The organism is Corynebacterium sp. H78, from assembly GCF_037572275.1.
In the GTDB taxonomy this organism is placed as follows: domain Bacteria; phylum Actinomycetota; class Actinomycetes; order Mycobacteriales; family Mycobacteriaceae; genus Corynebacterium.
This window is the reverse complement of the sequence record NZ_JBBHKX010000002.1, coordinates 691,505-718,058: the sequence shown is the minus strand read 5'-3', so window position 1 is coordinate 718,058 and position 26,554 is coordinate 691,505. Positions and strand designations below refer to the sequence as shown.

Annotated in this window: 18 protein-coding genes; 7 read left to right on the top strand and 11 right to left on the bottom strand. The window is 55.5% G+C overall.

Annotation, left to right across the window (positions count from 1 at the left end; genetic code table 11):
• The first annotated feature begins 74 nt into the window (after positions 1-74).
• Complete coding sequence (locus tag WG934_RS04350; RefSeq protein ID WP_339988842.1) at positions 75-1,184, top strand: GTP-binding protein; 1,110 nt, start codon at positions 75-77, stop codon at positions 1,182-1,184.
• 201 nt (positions 1,185-1,385) lie between these two features.
• Positions 1,386-2,897, top strand: coding sequence for an acetyl-CoA hydrolase/transferase family protein (locus WG934_RS04345; protein WP_339977957.1), 1,512 nt, complete (start codon positions 1,386-1,388; stop codon positions 2,895-2,897).
• A gap of 117 nt (positions 2,898-3,014) precedes the next feature.
• Here the strand turns inward: WG934_RS04345 and WG934_RS04340 are convergent, their stop codons facing one another.
• From WG934_RS04340 to WG934_RS04310, 7 genes are all read right to left on the bottom strand, one after another.
• Entirely contained in the window at positions 3,015-4,886 is a 1,872-nt protein-coding gene (locus WG934_RS04340) for an ABC transporter ATP-binding protein (RefSeq protein WP_339988840.1), read from the bottom strand.
• Positions 4,887-6,509 carry an ABC transporter ATP-binding protein gene (locus WG934_RS04335; RefSeq protein ID WP_339988838.1) on the bottom strand — a complete coding sequence of 541 codons (1,623 nt, stop codon included), beginning with the start codon at positions 6,507-6,509 and terminating at the stop codon, positions 4,887-4,889. It lies immediately after the preceding gene.
• 204 nt (positions 6,510-6,713) lie between these two features.
• The gene (serA, locus tag WG934_RS04330; protein ID WP_339977951.1) at positions 6,714-8,309 is read right to left on the bottom strand and encodes a phosphoglycerate dehydrogenase; all 1,596 of its coding nucleotides are present in this window, start codon (positions 8,307-8,309) and stop codon (positions 6,714-6,716) included.
• A 219-nt stretch (positions 8,310-8,528) separates the two neighbouring features.
• Complete coding sequence (locus WG934_RS04325) at positions 8,529-10,217, bottom strand: hypothetical protein (protein WP_339977950.1); 1,689 nt, start codon at positions 10,215-10,217, stop codon at positions 8,529-8,531.
• 196 nt (positions 10,218-10,413) lie between these two features.
• Positions 10,414-11,430 (bottom strand): ketol-acid reductoisomerase, encoded by a 1,017-nt coding sequence (gene ilvC, locus WG934_RS04320; RefSeq protein ID WP_339977949.1) that lies wholly within the window; start codon positions 11,428-11,430, stop codon positions 10,414-10,416.
• 65 nt (positions 11,431-11,495) lie between these two features.
• Positions 11,496-12,005 (bottom strand): acetolactate synthase small subunit, encoded by a 510-nt coding sequence (gene ilvN / locus WG934_RS04315; RefSeq protein WP_339977948.1) that lies wholly within the window; start codon positions 12,003-12,005, stop codon positions 11,496-11,498.
• Positions 12,006-12,038: 33 nt separating this feature from the next.
• Entirely contained in the window at positions 12,039-13,946 is a 1,908-nt protein-coding gene (locus WG934_RS04310; RefSeq protein ID WP_339977946.1) for an acetolactate synthase large subunit, read from the bottom strand.
• Positions 13,947-14,039: 93 nt separating this feature from the next.
• Here WG934_RS04310 and WG934_RS04305 point away from each other — a divergent pair, with 93 nt between their 5' ends.
• The 5 genes from WG934_RS04305 (at position 14,040) to WG934_RS04285 (ending at position 21,486) form a co-directional block, all read left to right on the top strand.
• Positions 14,040-15,971 (top strand): mechanosensitive ion channel family protein, encoded by a 1,932-nt coding sequence (locus WG934_RS04305; RefSeq protein ID WP_339988835.1) that lies wholly within the window; start codon positions 14,040-14,042, stop codon positions 15,969-15,971.
• A 94-nt stretch (positions 15,972-16,065) separates the two neighbouring features.
• Positions 16,066-16,626: a PH domain-containing protein gene (locus WG934_RS04300; RefSeq protein WP_339988834.1), complete on the top strand. Its 561-nt coding sequence runs from the start codon at positions 16,066-16,068 to the stop codon at positions 16,624-16,626.
• A 165-nt stretch (positions 16,627-16,791) separates the two neighbouring features.
• Complete coding sequence (gene ilvD / locus WG934_RS04295) at positions 16,792-18,636, top strand: dihydroxy-acid dehydratase (RefSeq protein ID WP_339988833.1); 1,845 nt, start codon at positions 16,792-16,794, stop codon at positions 18,634-18,636.
• 283 nt (positions 18,637-18,919) lie between these two features.
• The gene (locus WG934_RS04290; RefSeq protein ID WP_339988832.1) at positions 18,920-19,888 is read left to right on the top strand and encodes a right-handed parallel beta-helix repeat-containing protein; all 969 of its coding nucleotides are present in this window, start codon (positions 18,920-18,922) and stop codon (positions 19,886-19,888) included.
• Positions 19,888-21,486, top strand: a complete 1,599-nt coding sequence (locus WG934_RS04285) for a right-handed parallel beta-helix repeat-containing protein (RefSeq protein WP_339988831.1) — start codon at positions 19,888-19,890, stop codon at positions 21,484-21,486. Before WG934_RS04290 ends, WG934_RS04285 begins: the two co-directional genes overlap by 1 nt.
• Here the strand turns inward: WG934_RS04285 and galE are convergent.
• From galE to WG934_RS04265, 4 genes are all read right to left on the bottom strand, one after another.
• Positions 21,450-22,484, bottom strand: a complete 1,035-nt coding sequence (galE, locus tag WG934_RS04280; RefSeq protein WP_339977935.1) for a UDP-glucose 4-epimerase GalE — start codon at positions 22,482-22,484, stop codon at positions 21,450-21,452. The genes WG934_RS04285 and galE overlap by 37 nt on opposite strands.
• 40 nt (positions 22,485-22,524) lie before the next feature.
• On the bottom strand, positions 22,525-24,318 hold the full coding sequence (locus WG934_RS04275; RefSeq protein ID WP_339988830.1) for a glycosyltransferase family 2 protein: 1,794 nt from the start codon (positions 24,316-24,318) through the stop codon (positions 22,525-22,527).
• Between the two features lie 9 nt (positions 24,319-24,327).
• Positions 24,328-25,299 carry a UDP-glucuronic acid decarboxylase family protein gene (locus WG934_RS04270; RefSeq protein ID WP_339977931.1) on the bottom strand — a complete coding sequence of 324 codons (972 nt, stop codon included), beginning with the start codon at positions 25,297-25,299 and terminating at the stop codon, positions 24,328-24,330.
• Between the two features lie 455 nt (positions 25,300-25,754).
• Complete coding sequence (locus WG934_RS04265; protein WP_339988828.1) at positions 25,755-26,519, bottom strand: hypothetical protein; 765 nt, start codon at positions 26,517-26,519, stop codon at positions 25,755-25,757.
• Positions 26,520-26,554 lie beyond the last annotated feature (35 nt).

Sequence of the window (26,554 nt, the reverse complement as noted above, 5' to 3'; positions counted from 1 at the left end):
ACCACGGCACCCCGTTTCACGGCTCACCCACACCCCTCTATTGATAATGGTTTCCATTACGGTACGCTTCAACCGTGTACAAACCATCAAAACCCACGACCTCTCCAAACAGTCAGCGAACCCCAGTCACGGTTCTGTCCGGATTTCTCGGCGCAGGTAAAACAACGCTCCTCAACAACGTGCTCCGCAATCGCGAGAACAGAAAGCTCGCAGTCATCGTCAACGATTTCTCCGAAGTCAACGTCGACGCAGCGCTCGTTGCCTCCGGCAGCCACTTTGAACGAGGCGAAGAGCGATTCGTCGAACTCTCCAACGGCTGCATCTGCTGCACTTTGCGAGAAGACCTTGTAGATTCCGTCGGCACGCTTGCACGCTCCGGAAAATTCGATCAGATCATCATCGAATCCACAGGAATTTCCGAGCCCATGCCCGTCGCCGCCACATTTGAGTGGGAATGTGAAGACGGATCCCGCCTCGCCGATGTCGCCCCGATAGACACAATGGTGACACTCGTCGATGCCTCGACATTCCTCAAACAACTCCGCTACGGTCGCAAACTTTCCGACGAAGACGCCCAAGCAACTCCCGACGACGAACGCACAGTCGCCGACCTTCTCGTTGACCAGGTGGAGTTCGCCGACCTGATCCTCATCACGAAGTCAGATCTCGTCGACGAACGACTCACCGCAGCAACCGAAGACACAGTGCGCGCGATGAACCCACGCGCTCGCATTGCGCGCGTAACCAATGGCGATATTGCAGTCAACGCCATACTCGATGCCGCTCTTTACGACGAAAAAACCGCGGCCATCTACCACGGTTACGCCGATGAGCTAGAGAATCCCCATACCCCAGAAACCGAAGAATATGGCATTTCCTCGTGCGTCTTCCGCGGTGACCGTCCATTCGATCGCGACCGACTCATTGATGCACTTCGGTCCACTCGTGGCCTCATTCGATCGAAGGGTCACTGCTGGATTGCGGACCGACTAGATGTCGCACAAGTGTGGAGCCAGGCGGGCCCAAATCTACAGATTCAGCCCGCAACCCTATGGGCACGAACTGGCATGAAGCCATCAAGCGAGGTGGTACTCATTGGTATTGACCTTGATAAAGAACAGGCACTCACCGCATTTGAGAACGCAATGCTGACCGACGAAGAGGTTATGAAACTCATCCACTAGGACTACCCCCACACTACGCCCCATCTTGTGAAAGATGTCACACTCGTTAGCAAAGATGACAGTGTTCACTTGCAAATTTGCCAATTATGCCAAGATGGTGGCAATCCCGATACCTTTGCGGACGAATACATTGCATTGTTTTCCGTGTAGCGTCGGGGAAAAGTTTCACGACTACATCGTTTTCACAACGAGGAGGACTATATGTCTGACCGTATTGCTCACTCTGGCCTTCGTGGCAAGGTCATGTCCGCTGATGAGGCTGCTGGCTTCATCAAGGACGGCGACATGATCGGCTTCTCCGGCTTCACCGGAGCTGGCTACCCAAAGGTTCTGCCAGGTGCAATTGCAAAGCGCCTGACCGAGGCTAAGGAGCGCGGCGAGCAGTTCCGTATCAAGGTTCTGACCGGCGCTTCGACCGCCCCAGAGCTCGATGCGGCTTTGGCTGAAACTGATGGTGTTGCATGGCGTATGCCATACCAGTCTGATCCGGTCATGCGTGGCAAGATCAACGATGGCACTTCTTACTACTCGGATATGCACCTGTCCCACTCGGGTCCACAGGTACAGCAGGGCTTCTTCGGCGAGACCGGCGTTGCCATCGTTGAGGCTGTCCGCATTAAGGAAGACGGCTCCATCGTTCCTTCGTCGTCCGTTGGTAACTCAGTTGCATACCTGGATGCCGCTGAGAAGATCATCATCGAGGTCAACTCCTGGCAGTCCGAGGGCCTCGAGGGCATGCACGACATCTGGCGTGCAGGTCTGCCACCACAGCGCTCTATCGTCCCAATCGAGGCTTCCGGTCAGCGCGTTGGCTCGACCTCCATCGACATTGACGTCGAGAAGGTCGTTGCAGTCGTGGAAACTGACGCTGCAGACCGTAACTCCCCATTTAAGCCACTGGACGATGACTCCAAGGCAATCGCTGGCCACCTCATCGAGTTCTTCGAGCACGAGGTCGCAATGAAGCGCCTGCCAGAGAACCTGCTGCCACTACAGTCGGGCGTTGGCAACATTGCAAACGCTGTTCTGGCTGGTCTGTTGGACTCCGACTTCGAGAACCTGACCTCCTACACCGAGGTTATTCAGGACGGCATGGTCGAGCTGCTGGACAAGGGCACCATGTCCGTTGCTTCCGCAACCTCCTTCGCTCTCTCCCCAGAGGCTGCAGAGCGCATGAACAACCAGGCTGCTGAATACGCGAAGAAGATCGTTCTGCGTCCACAGGACATCTCCAACAACCCAGAGGTCATTCGTCGCCTCGGTGTCATTTCTTGTAACGGTCTGATCGAGGCTGACATCTACGGCAACGTGAACTCGACCCACATCATGGGTACCCGCATGATGAACGGCATTGGTGGTTCGGGTGACTTCACCCGTAACGCATACATTTCGACGTTCGTGTCGCCTTCGACCGCTAAGGGTGGCGACATCTCGGCGATCGTCCCAATGGTTTCGCACCATGACCACACCGAGCACGACACCATGGTCATCATCACCGAGCAGGGTCTTGCTGACCTCCGTGGCCTGGCTCCACGCCAGCGTGCACGCGTTGTCATCGAGAACTGTGCTCACCCAATGTACAAGGACGCTCTCATGGAGTACGTCGAGCGTGCAGAGAAGTCCGGCAAGTCCGCTCTCCACACTCCACACGACCTGCAGGAAGCACTCGGCTGGCACCACCGCTTCGTCGAGACCGGCTCCATGAAGCAGTAATTTCTTCGTGAGCTAGTTTCCACACACGACTAAGCCCGCTCCAGGTTCGCACTCACCGAGTGCGCTATCCCGGAGCGGGCTTTTTCATGTCGCGGTCACGCTATCGCCACTACCCCGCTACGCTTCTCGACCCGTGATCCACGATTCCCAGAGCTGTGCGTAACGACGACCGTCGGCAAGCAATTCCTCGTGCGAGCCGAACTCAACGACTCGACCGTGCTCCATGACCGCGACGGCATCTGCAGCGGCAGCTTGATCGAGCTGGTGGGCAACAACGAGTGCCGTTCGGTTGCGGATGACGGTGGCGACGGCATCGCCAAGCACGCTGGATGCTGCGGAACTGGCTTCGGCTGTTGCTTCGTCGAGTACGAGTACAGGTGGATTTGCGAGGAGTACTCGGGCAAGCGCAACCTGTTGCGCTGCGACTGCGTTCAACTGATGTCCGCCACGGCCGACCACGGATTCGAGGCCGTCTGGGAGGTGCTCGAACCAGTTGGCACCGACACTGTGCAAGGCGTCGATGATCTGTGCATCAGAAGTTCCGGGGGCGGCGAGAGTGAGATCATCGCGAAGTGGCCCCTCGAAGACGTGGACTTCCTGCGTCACCAGCGCCACGGCAGTTCCGCGTGCAGCTTCAGCCTGCGTATTCATATCGCATCCGGCTACACGCACTTCGCCACTGTCAGCCAAGCGAAGCCCCGCGACAATCGCGGCAAGCGTCGACTTTCCCGCACCCGACGAGCCAACAAGCGCCACCGTTGCTCCTACCGGAATCTCCAAAGAAACGTCGTCGACTGCATTGTGCGTCGTTACAGCATGATTCTCAGTCTGATCGCTCTTGGTCGGCTGAGCTTCCTCTACGTACGAGAAGGACACATTCCGAAGCACGACGCCCTCACTCCGGTCAGGAGTCACCTCACCGTGTGGTGCTGGACGTTCACGAACCACACCGACGATCCGAGTCAGAGACGTCAAACCAGACTGTGCGATGTCGAGCATCATCACCATGCGTGTCAATGGTCCGAAGAGTCGCATGAACAGCAGCATGGCAGCAGTCGCGCCACCAACCGTCGACATGCCTTCGCGCACCAAGTAGAACCCGAGCAGCAAAGTCGTTCCCAGGCCGACGAGCTCTGCGAAGTGCATCCGCCCCATCACGATATTGTGCGTAATCCGCGCATCCACACCATGTCGCACTGTTTGCCAGCTCCACTGGCTGATTTCTTGGCGACGAATCGTCGTCAAGCCGAAAGCGCGAACCGCAGGCATACCGTGGATCGTGGACAGCACGTATCGAGCGCGTTCTGCCATAGCTGCGCGTTCGGCAGCATAGACGGGTGGTGCGGTGCGCAGGTAACGGCGGACAGCTGCAATGTGGACTGGAATCGTGGCGACGAACGCAAGCATGAACACCGGATGCACACTGCCGACGCCGACGATCGACACAAGGACGGTAAACAACGCGCTAGATGCCACCGGCAGCACCTGGGTGACTGCATCGGAGATGCGATCGACGTCGTCTGTGGCACGCGAGACTACGTCGCCGGCGCCGGCGCGTTCGACACGTGAGACCGGGAGACGCAGTGTCGTCGAAACCATGTCTTCGCGAAGTTCGGCAATGAGATCTTCGGCAAGTCGCGCAGACATACGGAATCCCAGGGCGCCGAATACGCCAGCGCCGATAGCTGCTGCCAACATCCGAATCAAAAGATCACCGACGATATCCGAAGTGGTACCACCATCCGCAACAACATCGACGATCTGGCCAAGCAGTTTCGGAATAGCAACGCCAAACCACGCTGCGGCAATAAGAACAATGACGGCCAGCAGCACGGACAGCCGGCGTCCCCGCAAGCGCTGTACGAGGTACGCCAAAGTCTCCCGCGCCGTGGCAACTGGAAAACGGTCCTCGGCGACATCTGTAGTTCGGGCGTCTGCGGTGAACTCTGGGTTCAGCAGGTCACGGCTGATCAGGTCACGCCACTTCATCTACGCCACCTCCATCTGGCTTGCCCAAGCAGGGGCGGATGCAATCACTACGGTGGTCTTTCCTCGCCGGAACTCAGTCACTGACCGCGCGACATTTGTTTCGGTCACGGAGTCCAGCGCCGTTGTTGGCTCAGCGAGAACCAATATCGGTGCATCAGCAAGTAATGCTCGGGCCAAGGCAATACGCTGCCGCTGACCTCCCGAGAGCATCACACCAGCATCCCCGATTCGAGTGTCAATTCCGCGTGGCAGCACCTCAATAATGTCTGCACAACCGGCAGAATCCAGCGCCCTATCTAGTTCCTGTACCGACGCATCTGGCTTCACCGCACGCAAATTCTCCTCGACTGTGCCGTCGAAAAGATCCGCTGAATGAGGAGCCACCAATACCCTCGCCAACGTATCCACCAGGCTTGCCTCCGCAAGATCCACACCACCCACGAAGTACTTCCCTGCCTCCGGTCGATGAGTCAGCGACAACGCATCGCATACACTCGCCATCTCGCCCGTTTCCATTGGCATGACGACGTGACAGCCAGAAGCGATCACGTGCCCATTGATGACGAGGTCGTCGGCAAGCGGAACGGCTGCTCCATCGGCCGAGGTTTCATACGGCTCGCGGAGTACAGCCAGCACACGCTGCGCGGACGCAGCACCCCGAGCCCAGACGGCAGATGCATTTTTGCCCAGCTTCGTCATTGGCTCAATGATGAACTGAGCCAAACCAACAACGGTGATGAGCTCGCCAATCGTCAAACTGCCATTGATCGCGGCTACGCCAGAGCCGGCCGCAATAGCTGCGACGAAGACGCCGCCCAAAATCTCGACCCAACCAGTCAAGAACTTCTCCGCCTCGATGGCGTCGTAGGTGGCATGCAACGCGTCCTGAGACCGCGCTGCGTATTTGCGCGCAGCTTGACGACGCGCCCCCAAACCCGCCAACGTCCGGAAACCGCTGACGAGGTCCGTTGCCGTGGCAGAAGCTCGTGCCACTGCCTCTTGTCGGACAACTGTGCGTCGGCGTAGCGGTCCGCCTGCCTTCATAGAGCCCCATGTCAGCAGCGCACCACCCACCAGAACTGCCGTGCCGATCGGCGTTGACACTGTCAGCAAAACCAGAGAAGCGAAGATCAGTGCCGCGACTTCGGACACAGGCATAAGACCCAGCATGATCATTCGCGCAGTGTGCTGAGCATCGCTACTGGCGATAGACAGCAACGCACCTGGCTGCCTGGTGTTATTGCGGAAACCGCGAGGATCCATGATGCGGTCGGTCAGTTGCATTCGCAGCGTATGCTCAACCATCTGCGACACCAGCGCTCCGATACGACCACCAAACCGAGCACTGAAATCCAGGACTGCGAATACCAGCACCAAGATGGCCAGCCAGAACCACAGTTGATTCGCATCCCCGGTGGCAATGGCATTGTCAACAGCTTTACCTGCAATAACGGGGATGAGTGCCTCACACACTTGGTGCCCGATTTTCAAGAACATTGCCGGGATGGTCAAGCGCGGACGGGCAAACATCACGCGCAACTGATAGCGCGAAACACTCGTTGAGTCATCAAATGCCGGAGGCGCCAACGGAGTTGGGTGTTCCGGAGCGCGGAAAAACGCCACGTGGTGCTCCCTTACTAGCTGGAGAAACCTAGTGGCGACGTACTACACGCACACCAACTCAGGTAAGACGAAGTATTTGACTGAGCTTACCCTTACCAATATCGGTTGGTGAAAACGAGAAACCCGCCAAACCACCTCACTCGCCGTGAGGCAAGTGGTGGCGCGGCGGGTTCGTCGTAAAGCTAGCGCGTAAGCGCCTCGCTATTAGTCCAGCTGCAGCTGCAGTGAACGGGAAGCATCGATGTCGTCGCAGATCTTCTCGACGAGCTCTTCCGGAACCTCTTCGCTGACGCGCAGGATGAGGATTGCGGAGTCGTTGTCTTCCTGAGGTGCCAGTGCAGCAGCCTCAATGTTGATGCCTGCCTGGCCCAGAGCCATGCCGACCTTGCCCAGTGCACCTGGCTCGTCCTTGTAAACGAGGAACAGGTTGCGACCCTCGGAGCGCATGTCCAGGCCGCGGCCGTTGATACGGACGATCTTCTGGATACGCTGCAAGCCGGTCAGGGCACCGACGACCGTTGCGGTAGAACCATCAGCGCCGATGACCTTGACCTCGAGAACAGAGCGGTGAGAAACAGACTCAGCTTCAGTCTCGACGGTGAAAGTCACGCCACGCTCTTCAGCAATGCGAGGTGCGTTAACAAAAGTGACTGGCTCTTCGATCATCGAGGAGAACAGGCCACGAACTGCGGACAGTCCGAGTACATCGACATCTTCAGTGGACAGCTCACCGCGTGCGGTGACCTCAACTGCCGCTGGTGCGCCCTCAAGCAGACCACCGGCAACCAGACCGAGCTCGCGAGCCAGGTCGAGCCACAGAGCAACTTCCTCGCCCACAGCGCCACCGGAAACGTTCACAGCATCTGGAACGAACTCGCCGGACAGCGCGAGAAGAACGGACTTTGCGACGTCGATGCCAGCACGATCCTGAGCTTCTACGGTGGAAGCACCCAGGTGTGGCGACACCACGGTTTGTGGAAGCTTGAACAATGGAGAGTCGGTGCAAGGCTCGGTTGCGTAGACGTCGAAGCCTGCGCCGCGAATCTTGCCGGACTGGATAGCGTCTGCCAACGCCTGCTCGTCGACAAGGCCACCGCGTGCAGCGTTGATGATGATCTGGCCATCCTTTGCCTTCGCAAGCAGCTCGGCATCGAACATGCCGGCAGTTTCCTTGGTCTTTGGCAAGTGAATGGTGACGAAGTCTGCGCGACCCATGAGCTCTTCCAGCTCAACCAATTCAACGCCCAGCTGTGCAGCGCGCTTAGGGTTGGCGTATGGGTCGTACGCAATAATCGTGGTCTCGAATGCAGAGAGGCGCTGTGCAAATAGCTGACCGATGTGGCCGAAACCGACGATACCGACGGTCTTGCCAAAGATTTCTACTCCCTTGAAGGAAGAACGCTTCCATTCACCTTCGCGGAGCGATGCATCAGCCAGTGGAACCTGGCGAGCAGTAGCGAGAAGCAGCGCGATTGCCTGCTCACACGCGGAGTGAATATTAGAGGTTGGCGCATTGACAACCATGACACCGCGAGCGGTTGCGGTTTCAATATCAACGTTGTCGAGGCCAACGCCTGCGCGACCAACAATCTTTAGATTTGGTGCGGCTTCCAGTACTTCCTTGTCCACGGTAGTGGCGGAACGAACGAGCAGGGCGTCCGCTTCTGGCACTGCGGCAAGGAGTTCCGGACGATTCGGGCCATCAACCCAACGAACCTCGACGGAATCACCAAGCGCGTCAACGGTGGACTGCGCGAGCTTATCGGCGATGAGGACAACCGGGCGAGCGTTTTGGCTCACGAGCAAACTCCTGAATATTGTGCGTTCTTTGTCCTGCAGGTCACGACAACAATTGCCATAACTAAACAGGCCCACGCCGATCCTCGTGGCGTGCGACTGTCCCATCATATCCCCTAGGGGTGACCTACGGGGGTATAGAGTCCAACGCACACACGGTGCGCTATCCCAGATTTAGACCCCTAGGGTGTCCCCCGCCACACTTTTCAACCTGTGTGAGAGCTACTGGTAGGTAACTACCCATGGTCGAGGCTCAATATCCATCGTTTGTTCTGGAGTGAACATTGGCATGTCTTCGTCGATGAAGTTCTTCCACGCCATGAAAATTTCCGGCTGCAAATCCTGACGCAGAACATCCCACGTCTCGAACTTCTCCTGCGGAGTTCCGTGGCCATCCGCATGCAATACCACCGACAGCTCTGGACGAGACAGATCCAACTTCTCACGGTCGCGAATCATCTGCAGCTGGAACTGATGCAGCATCAGCATTTTCTGCGGCAGGTTATTCTTCTCGGTCAGATCAGCCAACCAATCAACCACTCGGTTGACTTCCTCAATCTCGACATTGCCGACACGACTGCCTGGCAGTTCTCCCGGCTGCATCTTCCACTCAGAATCCAACGCAAGACCAACGTTTGGACGCTTCAGCAAAGGCTCGTAAAGCTTTGCCTGCTCCACGAAATCTGCGCTACCCGGCTGCAGGTCAATAATGACGTATCCGCCCGCTTCCGTCATCGCATCAACATACGGTTCCAACACCTCCACAGGCGCTGGCTCCGTGAAATCACCCCGTGGTCCCGGAGCGCCCTGCGCCACCGACGCAATGATCTCAAACGCTGGAATCACCTTGTCATCAGTCAGATTTTGGTACTTATCGACGTACTCCTGCGCAGTCTTCACCGCTCCCTCAGGGTCTTCCTCACCCATTACACCGAGTGGAGCCACACCTGGGTGACCGTAGGTAGCAACCATGTGTCGACCTGGGAACAGCAAGGTGCCACCACCAGGAAGCTGTTCAATCGACTCGTCACGAGCAAGCTCTACAGACTTTGCAAACTTCTTTGCGTCACCAAAGCCTTCCCCAAGACCCACCAGCTTCTTGCCATCGCGAGCCGCCTGAATTGAATCCTTCGTCGCGCGCGCATCTCCAATTGGCAGCCACTTCACTGGCAAACCTGCGGCACGAGCAGTTGCAATTGCACCCAGTGGCGACTTTGGATCAGCGAACGCAATTGCATCGTCGTTTGCCTTCGCCTCACTGCGCGGGAACGATCCCTCAGCTTTACCTTCGCCAGCTGACTTGCCTGAGCCCTTCGGCACAGTTGGCTTCTCTGGATCCATCTCCGCTACTTCACGAGCAGCCTCTACCGACCCTTTAGCCGAGTTCTTAGCCTCCGCGAATTCGACATCGACGATCTTCTTCAGCCCGTCGATCGTACCTGGGTCCTTCACGACCGTACGCCCATCAGCATCCGCGAGTGCCACCTCACCCGACGTAAAAACGTTCTTCACACCTAGGCGCTTCAGCTCCGCTTCGACGTCCTGCTGTGCCTTCTCCCCCTTCTTCACGACGAACATCGGCGCTTGTGCTGCAATCGCAACGGCAGCTGCACGGCGTTGGTTTTCGTCGTCAGGCGAAGAAACAACTGCAGAGGATGCAGATTCCAACAACTCGGTTGATGCCGAAACGTCAGAGGACACAGCAATTGGTTCTTCTGGGAGATCAGATCCCTTAGCGGAATCACTGTCGGAGCCACAGGCAGTCAACAAACTTGCGGCGAGCGCAGCGACTGCCAGCAGTGCCACAAGAACACCGAAACGCTGGGATTGTTGTTCAGGCTGAGTGGCTGCGACGGCGACACCAGAATCCTGGTCTACCGATGAGTATCGCTGCGAGCGGAAAAGCTGCACGAGAATCCTCCAAAAGATGACGGCACGAAGACGATATTGAAATGAATAAAGAGGTAAGACGATTTAACGTGACTCAACAGTAACCGACTTCATTAACGGTATTTGTCAGCCTGGGCATGAAAAAGCCTCACTATCGAAAAATTTTCGAAGTGAGGCTTTCGGCGTCAATTAGCAGCTAAAAACTGCTTCCGAGGACTTACGCAGTTTCTGCGCGTGCGTCAACCTTGACCCAGCTCATGAGATCGCGGAGCTTCTTGCCGGTCTCTTCGATCTGGTGGTTGTTGTACTCAGCGCGCAGGCCCTCGAGTTCCTTGTTGCCACCTTCAACGTTGGCAACCAGGCGCTTGGTGAAGGTGCCATCCTGAATATCGGTCAGGATGTCCTTCATGCGCTTCTTGGTGTCAGCGTCGATAACGCGTGGACCGGAAACGTAGCCACCGAACTCAGCGGTATCGGAAACCGAGTAGTTCATGTTCTCGATGCCACCCTCGAACATGAGGTCAACGATCAGCTTCAGTTCGTGCAGGCACTCGAAGTACGCCATCTCTGGTTCGTAGCCAGCCTCAACGAGAACCTCGAAGCCAACCTTGACCAGTTCTTCAGTACCGCCACACAGAACAGCCTGCTCACCGAACAGGTCGGTAACGGTCTCAGCTTCGAAGGTGGTTGGGATAACACCAGCGCGGCCACCGCCGATTGCGGAAGCGTACGACAGAGCCAGTTCCTTACCATTGCCCTGTGGGTCCTGGTCGATTGCGATGAGGCAAGGAACGCCCTTGCCGTCAACGAACTGACGGCGAACCAGGTGGCCTGGGCCCTTTGGTGCAACCATACCGACGGTGATGCCCTCAGCTGGCTTGATCAGGTCAAAGTGGATGTTCAGACCGTGGCCGAAGAACAGTGCGTCGCCGTCCTTCATATTTGGAGCGATGTCCTCGGTGTAAACCTTCGCCTGAGTGGTGTCTGGAACCAGCATCATGACAACGTCTGCCCAAGCAGCCGCATCAGCGTTGGACTTGACCTCGAAGCCAGCTTCCTGTGCCTTCGCAGCGGACTTGGAGCCTTCACGCAGGCCGATGACAACCTCGACGCCCGAGTCACGCAGGTTCTGCGCGTGAGCGTGTCCCTGGGAGCCGTAGCCAAGGATGGCAACCTTACGGCCCTGGATGATGGACAGATCAGCGTTGTCGTCGTACAGCAGTTCAATGGCCATGTTGGAAAGCCTCTTTCGTAGTGGAGTTTAAAAAAAGATGGATTGTTGTCTTTTACGTTGACAGTCTAGCCAGCGCGAGACTGAAGCATCGGCTTAGGACCGCGTGCCATTGCTACCGTTCCCGACTGAATCAGCTCGCGGATGCCAAAAGGCTCGAGAACGTCCAGTAGGGCACGCAGCTTGGAACGCTCGCCTGTTGCTTCAATGACAACAGATTCTTGGGAAACGTCGACAACACGAGCGCGGAACAGCTTTGCCGCGTCAACCACCTGTGGGCGGTTGTTGTTGTCACAGCTCACCTTCACCATCAGCAAACCGCGAGACACGAGAGTCTCTTCTGGCTGACGGACAACCTTCAGAACTGGAATCAGCTTGTTGAGCTGCTTCGTGATCTGTTCAATTGGCAGGTTCTCAGTTTCAACCACGAGGGTGATGCGGTTGACTCCTTCTACCTCAGTGATGCCCGAGGTAATGGACTGAATGTTGAAGCCGCGGCGGGTAAACATACCCGCAATGCGGACCAGAATGCCCGGCTCGTCGAGAGTCAGCACGGACAGAGTGTGCAGTTCGGCCATGATGTGCTTCACTTTCCTCTTCGTCGATACCCGTTAGCGGGCGTTCATGGTCGGGTGGTTAGCTTCAGGCTTGAGAGCGGCATCATCTGCGTTCTCAACCATCGTCTCGTGAATATCGGCTGGAGATTCCCCTGCCGACATGTCATCGTCGAAAAGCGGACGGAGTCCACGAGCAGACTCAATCTCGTCGTTCGACTTGCCGGCAGCAACCATTGGCCACACCTGAGCATCCTCGCCGACGATGAAGTCGATGACTACCGGTCGGTCGTTAATCTCGCGAGCCTTCTGGATCGCTGGGATAACTTCCTCTTCCTTAGTGACGCGAATAGCAACGCAACCTAGTCCTTCCGACAGCTTGACGAAGTCGGGTACGTACTCGTCCTTCGGACGGAGCTGGGTGTTGGAGTAACGCTCGTCGTAGAACAACGTCTGCCACTGGCGAACCATACCCAGGTTGCCGTTGTTGATCAGTGCGACCTTGATTGGGAAACCTTCGACAGCCGCGGTGGTGAGCTCCTGATTAGTCATCTGGAAGCAGCCATCACCATCGATGGCCCACACTTCCTTATCAGGAGCGCCAGCCTTGGCGCCCATTGCAGCTGGAACGGAGTATCCCATCGTGCCCAGACCGCCGGAGTTCAACCAGGTACGAGCTTTCTCGTACTTGATGAACTGCGCAGCCCACATCTGGTGCTGACCAACGCCAGCACAGTAAATGGCATCTGGACCGACGACATCCGACAAGGTCTTCAGCACGAACTGAGGAGACAGCGAACCGTCAGCTTGATCATCCCAACCCAACGGGAAGTCACTACGCAGCCCGTCGAGCTCCGCGAACCACTTGGCAACATCCGGCGCTGGCAAATTCATCGACCTGTATGCCGACAGCAGCGCAGCCAACACCTCACGAGCATCGCCCACGATTGGCACGTGAGTTTCCCGGATCTTGCCAATCTCCGCTGGGTCAATGTCAGCGTGAATAACCTTGGCTTCAGGAGCGAATGTATCGAGCTGACCCGTCACGCGATCGTCGAAACGCGCGCCAATAGTAATGAGCAGATCAGACTTCTGCATCGCTCCAACCGCGGACACAGAACCATGCATGCCTGGCATACCCATGTGGAGACGATGGCTATCAGGGAAAGCACCGCGGGCCATCAACGTGGTGACAACTGGAACTCCGGTCAGTTCAGCAAATGCCAGCAGCTCAGCGTGTGCATCAGCCTTAATAACACCGCCACCGATGTACAAGACTGGACGCTTTGCCGCCGAAATCATGCGGACAGCTTCCTCAATTTGGCGATTGTGAGGAGTCGTGACAGGACGGTAACCAGGAAGATTCACCTCTGGTGGCCACACAAAGTCAATCTCGGCATTCTGCAGGTCTTTCGGCACATCGACGAGGACTGCACCTGGGCGTCCTGTCGACGCAAGGTGGAACGCTTCCGCGATGGCGCGCGGAATATCTTCAGCCTTGGTGACCATGAAGTTGTGCTTCGTGATCGGCATGGTGACACCGCGAATATCCGCTTCCTGGAAGGCATCCGTGCCAAGCAGTGGCATACCAACCTGACCAGTGATAGCAACGACTGGAACGGAGTCCATCTGTGCATCTGCCAGTGGAGTCACCAAGTTGGTGGCACCTGGGCCGGAAGTTGCGATGCAGACACCAACCTTGCCGGAAACCTGCGCATAGCCAGTAGCTGCGTGACCAGCACCCTGCTCGTGTCGAACGAGCACGTGACGGAGCTTCTCCGAGTCAAACAGCGGGTCATACAGGGGCAAAATTGCACCACCTGGGATGCCGAATACAGTTTCGGTACCTAGCTCCTCGAGGGAACGTACGATAGCTTTTGCGCCGGTCATGCGCTCCGGGGTGGAACGACGGGCCTGGGCTGCAAAAGTAGCAGGCGACGGGCTGTTCGGTGGGGCGGCATTCATCGTGGCTGCGCTCCTGACTCTGGATGGACTCTAGCGATATACAACACAGTAACGTCCACATAGTGAGAAGTCAATCTCACAGGGTTGGACAGCGTGTCTTTTTTGCGACCTACCCCACACTCCGACATCAAGACTATCTTCATCGCGTTTTACAAAATTCTCAGCCTCGGTCTTTACGGTTGGGGCATGGAATTTCTGCAGTACCTACTTATCCGAATATGGTCGTGGATAGCAACGCATGGCCTATCCATTGCTTCCCTCCTTGTTCTCATCGTCCTCATTCCACGTATCCGCCGATTCGTTCTTGCCATCGCAACATCGAATATGGAAGCGGATCAGGAAGAGAACAAGGGGCGACGCGCCCTCATCGGTGCCGTTGTCTACACCGTCGAAATCATCGCCTACTTCATCATCATTTTGGCGATCCTCGGACAAGTAGGAATCTCGCTCACTGCGGCGGCGATTCCTGCGACTGTTATTTCCGCAGCTATCGGTTTTGGCGCCCAGGGCCTCATCGGCGACTTCCTAGGCGGCATCTTCATCATTGCGGAAAAGCAATACGGAATTGGCGACTGGGTCGAATTCCACTCCCCATCCGGCACGGTTCAGGGTGATGTCGTCAACATGACGTTGCGCGCGACAACGATCCGCACCATGAAAGGCGAGGAAGTCATTATTCCAAATAGTGATGCCCGCATGTGTGTGAACTATTCTTCGCGCTGGTCCCGCGCGGTGGTGGAAGTACCTGTACCAATGACCGCCGGTGGTTCCATCAAGGATCTTGAAGAACGCACTTTGACATCAGCAGAAGAAGCAATTTCCGTACCAAGCATCAAGAAGCATGTGCTGTCGGAAATCAAGTTGCAATCCTCCACGGAGATCAACCCACCTACCGCAATGGGGTTGCCGTGGACAGTGACGATGCGACTCGTCGTCGATTGCGAACCAGGCGACCAGTGGCTCATCGAGCGCGCTGTCCGCGCGGCAGTCATCGACACCTGGTGGGACGACTACGGTCAGCGCGCCGAAGGCAATCCACTATCCCCTGCTGAATCCATCACCGGTCATTACCGGGATACCAGCATGCTTGAAAAGCTTCGTGTCGGAAGCGTCGCAGAGACAGAGTCCGCAAATCAGGACGCTGCACGAGATGCCCTCGCGACTCACGCGAAAACTGAGGTCATGCCTGGTTACGCAAGTCCCGTCGTAAAGCCCGATGATTGGAACACCGAGGAACAAAATACCGCTGTCCTGAATGTTGACTCGGATGGCGCGCGTCCTGATATCCCAAGTGCCGGCGCCCGACTCGACCAGGAGTATCACGCTGCAAAGCATGCCAAGTCGAAGAAGTCCGATTCCCAGCGGGACGAGAGCAAGGGTTCGGGTGGCACTGGAGACGCCAACCTAGCAAACGACACTGACAATGGCTCGACGATAAGGGAAGATCCTGTCGACGCGCGAAAGTCATGGGGCGAGCTAACCCGCCGTCAAAAAATTCGTCGAGTTCTCTCTGCAGGAGGTCGCGCACGGCCATCCACGGTGGTTCTCCTGATTTCGCTGTTTATCCTTGGCCTTCTCAACTTGGCAACGGTCGAAACTGAAGACGGTCCGAATGGCTGGCTCGCGCCAAGTCGATTCAGCATTGGCGAAGAGGAAACTCCAACGGATGCGACCGAACCAACGTCCAAGCCTGACGATGCAGAAAAGAAGACACCCGAGAAGCCAACCACCGCGGTTGAACAGCCGGAAGATAACACCGGCAATGAAGGCACCGCGGGTGACACCAACAATCCAGACTCAGGTGGGACAAACGAGACCAACCAAAGGTTTGGCACCGGAGGCTCAGCGGGTAGCGACGGCACTGCAGGAGGCACTGGCAGCACCTCCGGCGGTGATGCCGGAGCAACAAATGACGCGCCAGACGCACCGCAGTTTGATGCCCCAACGACAACTGACGGTGGCGCAACCGATCAAGGTGCCGTCGACAACAACGGGCAAGCAGCTCCTGATAGCACCTCTCCATAGGGTGCGTAAGTCAGCACAAGGCAATTGCCAGTTCCCCGGAACGAGCGCGAGTCGGTGCATAGCCCGATTCGCAGTCTGATTAGAATGAGCACACATGAGCACTGACCAGCCGACAGCTTCGGCCCGCAAGAATATCGAGACCACTCGCTTTCGCCCGAACAAGACTCACTTCTTCATTGTGGCGTTCATGCTGGTCTTGTGTGCCATCGCCATGGGCTTCAGCCCCTGGTTCGTCTTCACACTGATTGCTCCACTGATTTATGCGGTGTGGATCATGCGGGTTCGCACTACCGTTGGCCCTCGCGGGATCACCGCTGTTTATCTGTTGCAAGGTCGCAAGTCGGTGTCGTGGGACAACTTTCGAGGCATCCTATTCGACAAGTCTGGCCGTGCGCTTGCTGTCGACGGCGGTAAGGACGGCGCAAAAGAGCGTCGCTTCCCACTGCCGGCAATCTCGTTCAACTCTCTCCCGGATCTAAACAAGGCCACCCGTGGCTTGATCCCCGACCCCGTTACTCCGGGTCGCGTTGCCGAAAACGAGAAAGTCGAAGTCTTTGACCGCAACGGCTATTCGGTTCTGAAGACTCGCGACGAGATTGAAGCGCAGGCCCGCAAAGACAACGATGTACAGGCCGCGCGCGAGGAAAAGAATTAAGCATCGCCGGCTCTAGCAGTCAGCAATAACACCGCCATATCTCATTATGTGAAACACAAGTATCACCCGATGGGACTTGGCGGTGTTTTCGTGTTTATGATGGAGGGTGTAAAGATGAATACAGATTCGTCTGTAGTCCCCCATTAGTTAGGAACGGGCCAGCCCATGATCCCTCTTCGTTCAAAGGTCACTACCGCAGGCCGCAACGCCGCAGGCGCACGTTCACTGTGGCGTGCAACGGGTATGACTGACAGTGACTTTGGCAAGCCAATCATCGCTATTGCCAACTCCTACACACAGTTCGTTCCAGGCCATGTACATCTGAAGAATGTCGGTGACATCGTCGCCGAAGCAATCGTCGAAGCTGGTGGCGTTCCTCGTGAGTTCAACACCATCGCTGTAGATGATGGCATCGCCATGGGACACGACGGCATGCTGTATTCCTTGCCAAGTCGCGAAATTATCGCTGACTCGGTCGAATACATGGTTAACGCGCACACCGCAGATGCACTGGTCTGCATCTCCAACTGCGACAAGATCACCCCAGGCATGCTCAACGCCGCATTGCGCTTGAACATCCCAGTGGTGTTCGTGTCTGGCGGGCCGATGGAATCCGGATCATCAGTGGTTATTGACGGCGTCGTAAAGCCCGGCTCTGACCTGATTTCTGCAATTTCGGCATCAGCAAATGACAACATCGATGACAAGCAGTTGCTCGATATCGAGCGCTCTGCGTGCCCAACCTGCGGATCATGCTCCGGCATGTTCACCGCTAACTCGATGAACTGCCTGACCGAGGCACTCGGCCTGTCCCTACCGGGCAATGGTTCGACGCTGGCTACCCAGGAAGCTCGTCGAGACCTGTTCACTCGCGCGGGTGAGCTCATCGTCGACATCGCGAAGCGTTACTACAAGGACGGCGATGAATCTGTTCTTCCTCGTAACGTTGCTTCCCGAAATGCCTTCGTCAACGCCATGACGCTGGACGTCGCCATGGGCGGTTCCACCAATACCGTGCTGCACATTCTCGCAGCAGCTCAGGAAGGCGAAATCGACTTCGATCTCGCTGACATCGACGAGATTTCGCGCCGCGTTCCATGCTTGTCCAAGGTTGCACCAAACTCGGACTACTACATGGAGCATGTCCATCGTGCTGGTGGTATCCCAGCAATCCTCGGTGAGCTTTACCGTGGTGGGCTGCTGGAGACGGACGTTCACTCTGTCCACTCCCCTTCACTTGAGCAGCAACTCAACGACTGGGACATCCGCGGGGGCAAGGCTACCAACGAAGCAATCGAATTGTTCCATGCAGCTCCTGGCGGAGTTCGCACTACCGAGCCATTCTCGACGTCGAACCGCTGGGAATCCCTGGACACTGACGCAGAAAACGGCTGTATCCGAAGCGTCGAGCATGCGTACACCAAGGAAGGTGGCTTGTGCGTGCTTCGCGGAAACATCGCCCAGGACGGCGCAATCTTAAAGACCGCCGGCATCAGCGAAGACCAGTTCCACTTTGAAGGTACTGCGCGAGTCGTCGAAAGCCAGGAGGAAGCGGTTTCCGTCATCCTGAACAAGACGCTGCAGCCAGGCGAGGTTCTATTTGTTCTGTACGAAGGCCCTTCGGGTGGCCCGGGAATGCAGGAGATGCTGCACCCAACCGCGTTCATTAAGGGCGCTGGCTTGGGTAAGGTCTGCGCGCTGGTCACCGATGGTCGCTTCTCCGGTGGCTCCTCCGGACTCTCTATCGGCCACGTCTCCCCTGAAGCTGCCGCCGGCGGAGCGATCGGTCTCGTCCGCGATGGCGATCCGGTCTACATCGATGTCGCTGAACGACGACTCGAGATTCAGGTCAGCGATGAAGAATTGGCGCAGCGCCGTCAGGAAGAACTGAAGCGGGATAAGCCGTTCACTCCTCATCAGGAACGTCCTCGCAAGGTTTCGAAGGCTTTGCGCGCGTATGCCAAGATGGCTTCGTCCGCAGATAAGGGTGCGGTGCGAATTATTGATTAGCCCCCACGTGTACCTGTCCGTTGAATGGGATAATTTGTAAAATACAAATCAGATTAACCGTTTTGCGTAATGACAGGATCTGCCGTTCGTGACTGAATATTTTGTATCACCAACCAGTGGTAATGACAGCTCGGACGGCAGCGTGAGATCCCCTTGGCGCACTCTTGACCGTGTCACCCATCATGAGCTGTGCCCAGGGGATTTTGTATTTCTCGAGCCGGGCGCAACTCATAGTGGAACCCTACGCATTCGCCATTCCGGGGAACCTGGTGCACCGATTACGGTGAGCTCCGCCACGATCGAACTTGACGACGTAACCTCGTCGCATCTCCCCCAGCCAGCGGTGATTATTGCGCCGGACGGATCTCGTGGGATTGATATCGCAAATTCCTCGCATATTGCGGTGGTGAATCTCACTATCATTGGCTCACGGCAATCAGACGCAGTGTCAGTGTGGTCAGATCTAACCGGAACAGCAGGCATCGAACTTCGTTATTTGCGGGTTTCTAGTGCGCATGTCGGAATTGCCGTTGGGGGCGCTTGTGAAAAGGCACTCACCGGTGTGAGCATCACTAATTGCCATGTCCAGGATTGCTTACGAGATGGAATTCTCATCTACGGGGATGGGACATTGACATATGTCAACCACGATGTTCTTATAGCTGACACTTCCGTGGTTTCCACATCGGGCATTCCAGAATGGACTAATCGAAATTCAGGGTCAGGGATCGTTGCGGGTCAATGCCAGAACTTGATTATCGAACGATGTACTGCATCAGGAAACGGCTTTCTTTGCTCTGCTTCCGAAGGACCCTGTGGAATGTGGACGTACTATTCGGATGCCGTCTCCATTCGCCATTGTGTGAGTATTGGTAATCGCACAAGCGGTCCCGCTGACGGCACTGGATTCGATCTTGATATTGGTGTCACCAATGCCGAAATTGCTGACTGCATCGCATATGGCAACGACGGAGCTGGAGTCATGCTCTGGAATGCATCACCTACTGAGAAACATTGCTCTCATCGGATCCAAGGCAATCGGCTGATCAACAATTGCAATAGGACACACTGGCATGGTGAGATTACAGTTTCTCCATACATCAACGATGTGGACATTTCTAACAATTGGATTTCGAATCAGTCTGGCAGGTCGCCGATTCGAATAGCTCGTAATACCAATACAATTACTACTCGTCACAACTCTGGACTCCACCCAATTGAGCCGGACTACTACTCGGAGGTGCCACGATAGTGCGCAGCAGTATTCTCCGTATTGCCATTGCTGGGGCAATTATCGCTGCACTCTTCGCTGCTGGAAATTATGTCTTCAAGCAGTACTACAGCCCACTTACCTTGTTCGTCTCAGCTGAGGGCTCTGCCCACGGCGATGGGTCCTCCCCCAAAGCAGCGCTATCATCGCTGTCAGATGTCCCACGGGAAAAGATTCGCCCGGGCACCAAAATTGTCCTGCTGGGTCAAGGCATCGACGGCATGCTTAACCTCTCCGAGTTGAAGGGCACCAAAGAAGATCCCATTGTGGTCACTTCTGGCGAAGACGAGCGTGCTTCCATCACTGTTGCCCCTGGTAAAGCCGGCATCGCTATTCAGGATTCTTCCCATATTTCCATTAGCAATATCGACATCAAAGCGAACCCCACCAACCCCACAGACTCTGAGGGCATATGGATCAAAGCCGAGCGTACCGATGTACCTAACGAGGACATTCGCATCGACGACGTCCGAGTGAGCAAGTTGAAGCATGGCATTCTTGTTTCCGGCGACGGAGAAGCTGGCTTCACGGATGTCACCATTAGAAATTCGGTGCTATCCGATAACAGAATGCAGGGCATTCTTTTTCATAACGCTGTTCCCGACTCCCCGCATTTCTCGCACAAGAACGTACTTATCGACGGCGTCCAAGTCACCGGCACAACTGGTGATGCAACAGCCGAAGCAAATTCTGGCAGTGGAATTGTTTTAGGCAATGTTGACGGTGGTGTTATTCAACGATCCTTGGCCGAAAATAACGGCGCCTATTCGAGTGCAACTGAAGGCCCTATTGGAATGTGGGCGTACCGCTCCAATAACATCGCGATTCGCGACAATATTTCGAGAGACAACAAAACTAAGGAAGCGGACGGCGGTGGCTTCGGCTTAGATCTCGGGGTCACTAATTCGATTCTCGAACGTAATGTCTCCAAGGACAATATGGGTCCTGGATACCTCATTTTCGCCAACGACGGGCAAAAGTCATCGCGAAACATCGTCCGATTCAACGCCAGCGTTAATGACACTCGCTGGGGCAATTACCATGGGCAAATTAGTATCCGAGGCGGACTGAACGATGGCGGACCACTATCTGAAATTAATGACCTGCTGGTAACCAACAATTCAATCATTTCCAGTCCTTCTACCTCAGGGCAGTCAATTTCGATCGCCGCAGATGTTTCCAACGCACGAATATTCCGCAACTACTTCGAAATGACCGCGCCTGGCCCCGTCGTCAAGCTCAGCGAACTCAATAATCCCACCGGAGCCCGTTTCTGTGGCAACGCCTATTTCACTGGAGACTCCACGAATGCGGTGGAATCCATAGGCACTAGCTTTACGACGTTCCCAGAATGGTGGTCTGCTTCTCCAACAGATACTGGGTCGTTCGAATCGATTGCCCCAGCCAAGGGTGCGTCAGCAAAGGTCGCTGACCTGCATTTTGATCCGAGCACCCAGGCAGTAACACAAAACTCGCCTGCCGCGGTGTGCGGAGACGAGTTCGATGCGACTGCTACTGACCTTGCGGGCCAGAAGGTAGGCAATCAGCCGTTCGTTGGTGCAGTGCGACCTTCAGTGTAGAAGCGCCATGCATCCCTGCACATTTCAGAAACATCGTACTTAGGTACCCAGCCCAAGACCTCTTCTGCATAGCGGGCATCAGCAACCAACGCTGGCACATCGCCTGGACGACGGTCGCCGACTTCGTACGTGACGTCATTGCCCGAAGCGGCAGATAGCTCATTGATGAGTTCGAAAACAGTCGTTCCCACACCAGTGCCGAGATTGATGATGTCGTGGCCTGGTTCGTCGAGAAGCGCGAGCGCCTGAACATGGGCATCAGCGATGTCCACCACATGGAGGTAGTCGCGAATGCAGCTACCGTCACGAGTGTCGTAGTCCTTGCCGAATACGGTGATCTTGTCACGCTCGCCAGTTGCGACCTCCAGGAGTCGCGGCATGATGTTCGGCGAATCAGCTCGACCATCCTCACCAATCAAACCGGACGGGTGGGCACCGATCGGGTTGAAGTAGCGCAGCGAGACAGCAGCGAATCCATCGCGGAAGTTTGCGACGTTTTCCAGCATTCCTTCACATGTCAACTTTGACCACGAGTACGGATTCGTCGGCGCCGTTGCTGACTTCTCAGTCAGTGGCTCGCTCTCTGCAATTCCGTACACGGAGCATGAAGACGAGAAAATAATCTTCTTCACGTTGGTATCTCGCATCGCTGCCAACAGTGTTGCAGTTCCACCGATGTTCACATCCATGTACAGCTCAGGCTCATCGCAGGACTCGCCCACGGCCTTGCGTCCGGCAAAGTGCATGACTGCATCGAATTCATGGGTCGAAAGAGCCTTTGTGAGCTGTTCCGCATTCGTGATGTCGCCTTCGATCCACTCGACGGTTGTGCCGGTGAGCTCGGCAATTTTGTCGAAGACAGCTGGATTGCTGTTTGTGAAGTCATCGAAAACAACCGGGGTATGGCCGGCTTCGATGAGACTAACAACGACGTGGCTTCCGATAAAGCCAGCTCCACCGGTAACGAATACAGTGAGGCCCTGCTTTTGGTCAGACATGTACGGATCCTTCGTTTGTAGATTCTGGAAAACCCAGTTCTTAAAAGACTACGATGCTATACCAAACAATTGCTGCGACACACAGAGCCAGGGTGAAACCAGCAACAATTGCTGGCCCCGCAACGGCTTGTGCTCGAGGCCCAACGTCAGGTTCCACACCTTCTAGTTCTGCTGCATGAAGGATCGGCATGCTGAACGCGGCCACGGCATACAACACGGCACCGAGCAGGCATAATCCGGCGTAACCAATGGACCGGTCTGCTACCAATCCCCAAATACCAGGAATGAGCTGGACATAGATGACAAGCAACAGCGGAATCAATTGGTTGAAAGCAAAAGGTTCAACCCCCGTCATTGCTTTGGGAGTCACCCGAAACTCAGTCTTCTTCCCCGTCAGCACCTGCCGCGCACCTGCGATTGTTCCGTGAACGAGAAATGGCCACCGCACGATCTGATACAGCACGAGCTCCCAACTGATGATCTTGGAATCAACGGGACGCAATAATCCTGCCCCCCGCAGCAAGCCCACCATCGCTACCAACGGCAGCGACAGCAAGTTCAAGAAGACCAGAAACTCGAGGAAATTGATTGAAGCCCATGGGAAGTCAAAAACCACCGATGCAGGAGCCAACAACGTGCCGATGAGTGCCATCGCGCCAAAAACAGCGTTGAATGTCACACCGAAAGTCAACCGTGCCTGCGTCTTCGCCGGGACTCGACGCACAGTTCTGCGCACGAGGCCCAAAGCCAGCACGGTCAAACTACGTGTCCATTGAAACTCTTGGGTCAACATCGCAGCACAGGTCGTAGGACCTAAGCCGTGCGCCTCTGCATCAATGGCGAACGCGCCATCATATCCAGCCTGATAGATGAGGTACGACGTCGAAAAGTCTTCTGCCAATTCTGGCCCAATTCCGCCAGCTCTTTTTAACGCGCTTGTGCGTACCGCATAGTGAGAACCAATGCTGATTGGGAGCATTCCGCCGTTGTGCGACGCTTGGAACGGGCCGTGGAACACTGATTCCATATGTAACCGGCCCCTAGCTGCCCATGACTCTTCCGCATTGGAATCACAGATACTTGGCGCGGCTACGAAGCCGACTTCGTCGCAGGAAAACGGTTGTAGCATGTGCGCGAGGTACGTCGGCGACGGCACATGATCGCAGTCGAGCTGAGCGACAACATCGTATTTTTGGTATCCCACGGTGTCATAAAAATAGGCCAGATTTCCTTCTTTGCACCGTGTCCGACGTGGCCACACTTCTTGGTGATACTCCGTTACCCCGTCCCGGCTACACAGCAGCACTCCATTATTCGCACACCAGCGACGGATAGCGCTCGTTGGCCTTTCGTCGCAAAGCCAGACGTCATATGCGATCGGTATCTTCTGGTTCAGCATCGCGCGGAGGGTGGTTTCTACGACGTGCCATTCTTCGCTCGGCGCGCGCGTGACGACGAACGCTGTCCGCAAAACTGGGACGGACACATCAGGCGATACCTTGCGGATCTTATGAATGCGCCAGACGAAAATTGCTGGCATCAGAATGAGATAGCTCAGCAGCAGGGTGTTGAAAGCGAATCGAACTGGACCAATAATGTGGCTAGGATTTGCCCACCACAGCATGAAGATCACGGCGCCGGCAACCCACAGCGCTGACATGATTCCAACCTGGAAACGCTGCCAACCCGTCATTGCTGGAATAAAGAGAGAAGACGGAGCGACTGCAGGCCTGACCTTATTGTCACGATAGACAGGACCGTCGGCTGGGAAGTCGATGATTCCTGGAGCATCAACGGTGGTCAGAGGTTGAGCCTCACCCTTCTTCAATGACACTGCCCCAACCTACGCGTCAGCTGGAACTACAGCAGCCTTCTTGCGACGCTCGACATGCCAGTCGAGACAACGTCGCAAGCCTTCTTTCAAAGACACCTGTGGTGACCAGTCCAAGACTGCCTTTGCCTGAGAAATGTCTGGGCGACGACGAGTAGGGTCATCAGCAGGAAGTGGGTGGTACGTAATTTCAGACAACGAACCAGTTTCGGCTCGGATGATTTCTGCAATTTCCAGAACTGATTTTTCGATCGGGTTGCCCAAATTAACAGGCCCAGTGACATCTGACTGCATCATGGCGACGAAGCCTTCGACGAGATCGTCGACGTAGCAGAAGCTTCGAGTCTGAGAACCATCGCCGTAAATGGTCAAGGGAGCGTCACTCAAAGCTTGGTCGGCAAATGTCGAAATGATCCGGCCGTCCGACGGATGCATACGTGGACCATACGTATTGAAAATACGAATGACCCCGATGTTCAGCCCCTCGTTCTTTGCGAAAGCGAAGAGCATAGCTTCACCAAATCGCTTGCCCTCGTCATAACACGAACGTGGCCCATTGGGATTCACATTTCCCCAGTAGGTTTCTCTCTGCGGATGTTCCTTGGGATCGCCATACACCTCGCTAGTAGATGAGTACACGATGCGAGCGTTATTCTTTTTGGCGAAAAGCGCTGCATTGTATGTGCCGACGCCACCCGTGAGCAATGTGCCGACCGGATCCTGCATATACCCAGGAGGCGATGCCGGACTTGCCAAATGAAAAACCGCGTCAATGTCGAATGGAATCTCGAACTCGTTCCGAACATCGGCTTCAATGAAATGGAACCGCGGATCCTGCAAAGCGTTCTCAATATTGTCGAGGTGCCCCGTATCGAGATTGTCCATACAGACAACAAGCTCGGTGTTCTGGTCGGCCAGCAATCGATCACACAAGTGCGATCCGATGAATCCACTGCCACCTGTGACTAAGTACCGAGTTCTCACGTATTCCTCCGTGCTCAATCCCCGACCGTCGCTCCGCGGTTATCGCGAATCCAGTCCGAGGGGAATAGCTATTAACCCCCGTAAAGATTAGTAACTCCCGGACAGTCACGCAAAAGCATTTAAGTACCCACCAAGCAAATTCTCAGCCTCAAGGAAATTGACTTAAATGCGAACCAAGGGATATTAGGACTATGTCCATCACTACCCACAACCTATAAAGGAAGAAAACACGAAGATTTTTAGTTAACTCGATGCATTTACAATTATTCCGTAACGGAAAGAAGCCATTTTCCGATATGGAAAAACTGCTATTTAGAAAGATGGTTGCTTATCAACTTCGAATCGAAGTAACCGAGCTGCATGACAGAGATCACTCTTTGACTGACCTCAAATGGGGGTCAAGCAACACTGATCGCATCAACTCGCGATAGTCAGACCCCGCACCCAGTCCCCGGTTAGAAGCCTGGCAGCGCTGGAGAATTCAGGGTCCCCGCAGCTGGTCCGTAAATCGCTCCATGCACATCCTGGTTGTGCTGCTCCTTCGAACCATTCGTAGCAGCGGCTACAGAAAAGCCCGGACCAAACGATGCCGAAGCATGGAACGAATTTCGATCATCCGACCAGCCAAGCTTGGAACCAGTCACAACTGGCAGTGTTGCCGTTCCGTAGTCCTGTGTGTAGCCATCGGCTGCAACAGCAGTCTTTCCGCGCATTCCGTTCATCACCGGACCAACGGGATCGGACACCCGAACCGCTTCAATAAACGTCACGATGTCATACGTCGACGTCGAAGCATTTCCCCAGTGTGAAGCGGAATGAGTGTCGTGCAATCCATATGTGTCCTTCGCCCACTGAATTGCATTCGGATACTTCTGATACAGCTGCGTCGCAATGTTGTCGTCAGACGAAGCAATCATCCGACTGACTTTGGCAATGTCGCCAGGTTCACCATGCTTTACGACGTACTGTCCGATGTACAACTTCACCATGGACAATCCTGGCCGCGAATCATGTTGGTTTGCAGTGCCGAATCGAAGACCAAATGGGAGCGCGACAGAAATCTGGGTTCGCTCCGGCGACTGCATATTTCCGATAGAGTTGACGGGTGGCTGTGGGATGGCTTGTGCAGCTGGCGCTGCGAAGGTCAACGACGTTGCGACAACAGCCGAGGCAACAACACTTGACGTAACTACCCGAGGAAAGCGACGAAGTTTAAGCATTCTCTAACTATAAACTTAAACTTGAGGGTTAACAC